2 protein-coding genes are annotated in these 2,486 nt (G+C 70.1%); both read left to right on the forward strand.

The genetic code is table 11. The features are described 5' to 3' along the window. Positions 1-59 precede the first annotated feature (59 nt). Positions 60-1,193 carry a methyltransferase gene (locus AC1D1G_RS44235; RefSeq protein ID WP_477956829.1) on the forward strand — a complete coding sequence of 378 codons (1,134 nt, stop codon included), beginning with the start codon at positions 60-62 and terminating at the stop codon, positions 1,191-1,193. A gap of 78 nt (positions 1,194-1,271) precedes the next feature. After that, on the forward strand, positions 1,272-2,486 hold a 1,215-nt coding region (locus AC1D1G_RS44240), incomplete at its 3' end, for a glycosyltransferase family 39 protein (protein ID WP_477956830.1).

Raw genomic sequence — 2,486 nt, forward strand, 5'->3', positions numbered from 1 at the left:
TTCTGGTTGTCCCAGCTACCAAAAAGGCGCACGGGCGCGAAGCGCCTAGGCTCTCCCTCATGGAAACCGAGTTCGTCCGCTGGACCGAGGACGGCACCGAGCATTCGGCGGTGTGGCGGTCCACCAGCGGGGCGACGCCCCCGAAGAAGATCCGGGTGGCCGACGACTCGATGACCGCCGACGAGGCGTACCGCCTCGCGTGCGAGGGGACGGCGCTGCTGTGGCGCGGCGACTTCCACAACGCCCGCCAGCTCGGCACCGCCGTCGCCGCCCGCACCGACCGCAAGACCCGCAAGACGTCCACCGACCCCGCCACCGCGTTCCACCTGCACCGGCAGACGCAGTCGCGGCGGGCGGGGATCCTCGGGATGCTGCTGGTGCCGTTCGACGCCGACCAGACCGTTCCGCTGCGGCGCGCCCCCGACGTGCGGCAGGCGGTGCTCGAGGCGTACGGACCGACGGACCAGCCCACCGTCACCACCCTGCGCGACCTGCTCGGGGCGATCGGCGCCCACGAGTGGCAGAAGAAGGGCGTCGACATTCCCGCCCTCGGTGCGCGCATCCACCCCGCCTACGGCGTGTTCTCCCCGATTCGCGGCGAATACGTCGACCTCGTCGCCGACACCCCGCTGCCGTCAAACACGCAGGCATTCGACATCGGCACCGGCACCGGTGTGCTGGCCGCCGTCCTCGCGCACCGCGGCGTCGAGAAGGTGATCGCGACCGAACTCGACGCGAATGCGCTCGCCTGCGCCCGGGCGAATCTGGACCGGCTCGGCTACGCCGGTCAGGTGCAGGTGGTGGAAACGGATCTGTTCCCCGAGGGCCGGGCACCGCTGGTCGTGTGCAACCCGCCGTGGATTCCCGCCCGTCCCACCTCGCCGATCGAATACGCGATCTACGATCCGGACAGCCGGATGCTCCGCGGATTCCTGGCCGGGTTGGCCGAGCACCTCGAGCCCGGGGGAGAGGGCTGGCTCATCCTGTCCGACATCGCCGAGCACCTCGGCCTGCGAACCCGCGAGGAATTACTGGCCCTGATCGACGACGCCGGACTGACCGTCCTCGGACGCCGGGACGTGGCACCCCGGCACGGGAAGGTCGCCGACCGCTCGGATGCGTTGCACGCCGCGCGCAAGCGGGAAGTGACGTCGCTGTGGCGGCTCGGGGCGCAGGACTCGTCCGCCGGGTAGCGCCGGACGTAACGGCGACGCGGTCCGGAACGGTCTCCATGTAGGTCATTGATTTCACCTACCTCGAGGAACCGCGGAATGACGTCGCCCCTGCCCGTGCTGGCTTCCGAGTCGCGGCGCAGCGGTGCGGAGCGAGGAACCCGGCTGTGGACGAGATGGTGCGATCCGCTCCTGCTCGGACTCGTGGCGGTCGCGATCTCGGGCTTCCGGTCCTGGTCGCCGTCGTTCTGGCACGACGAGGCGGCCACCGTCTCGGTCGCCGGGCGCGACATCCCCGACATGGTGCGGTTGCTGTTCGACGTCGACGCCGTCCACGGCGCGTACTACCTGGGCATGCATGGGTGGCTGCGCGTCGTCCCCCTGACCGAGTTCTGGCTGCGACTGCCCAGCGTGCTGGCCGTGGGGATCGGCGCCGCCGGCCTCGTCGTGCTCGGAAAGCTGCTGTCCACGCGACGGATGGCCCTGGTCGCGGCGCTCGTGTTCGCGATCTTGCCGCGGGTGACRTCCGCCGGAATCGAGGCGCGCTCGTACGCGCTGTCCGCGGCGCTGGCGGTGTGGGTGACCGTCGTGTTCGTCGTGGCCGTGCGCAGGCGGACGGGCACCGCGTGGGTGCTGTACGCGCTGCTCGTCGCGGTCTCGACCACGGTGTTCCTCTACAGCATCCTGATCGTTGCCGCGCACGTGGTGACGCTCGCGGTGACGAAGACCGGACGTCGCTGCGTCGGGTCGTTCCTCCTGGCTGCCGGCGCGGGCATCGCGATCGCGGCGCCGGTGATCGTGCTGGTGCAATCGCAGGCGGATCAGGTCTCGTGGATCGCCGGCCGGAATTTCGATCTCGTGTGGATCGTGCTCGTCGAGCAGTACTTCGACAACGCACTCGCCGTCGCAGTCGTCTCCGGACTGCTCGTCGTCGCCGGAGTGACGGTCGGCATCATCCGTGGGCGTGACCACCGGGGCGGCGAACAGCCGGGGCTTCTCGCGACGGCCGTGCCCTGGCTCCTCGTTCCCACCGCGCTGGTGCTGCTGTATTCGCTGACGTCGCAGAACGTGTATCTGGGTCGGTACTTCACGTTCACCGCCCCCGCGTGCGCACTGCTCCTCGGACAGTCGATGGTGTGGATCGCGGGTCTCGCCGGACGACGATCGCTGCCGCTGCTCGCGGTGATCCTCGCGTTGTTCGGAGCCGTCGCCCTGCCGCACTACCTCGTGCAGCGCGGACCCTATGCCAAGCCGAGCGGCATGGATTACAGCCGCGTCGCCGACCTCGTCGAATCCGAGGCCGCACCCGGCGAC

The sequence above is a fragment of the Rhodococcus sp. P3_B8 genome (assembly GCF_056402775.1).

Excerpts from the sequence above, each read along its gene's own strand:
- AC1D1G_RS44235 (WP_477956829.1), top strand. The coding sequence starts at position 60 with ATGGAAACCGAGTTCGTCCGCTGGACCGAGGACGGCACCGAGCATTCG.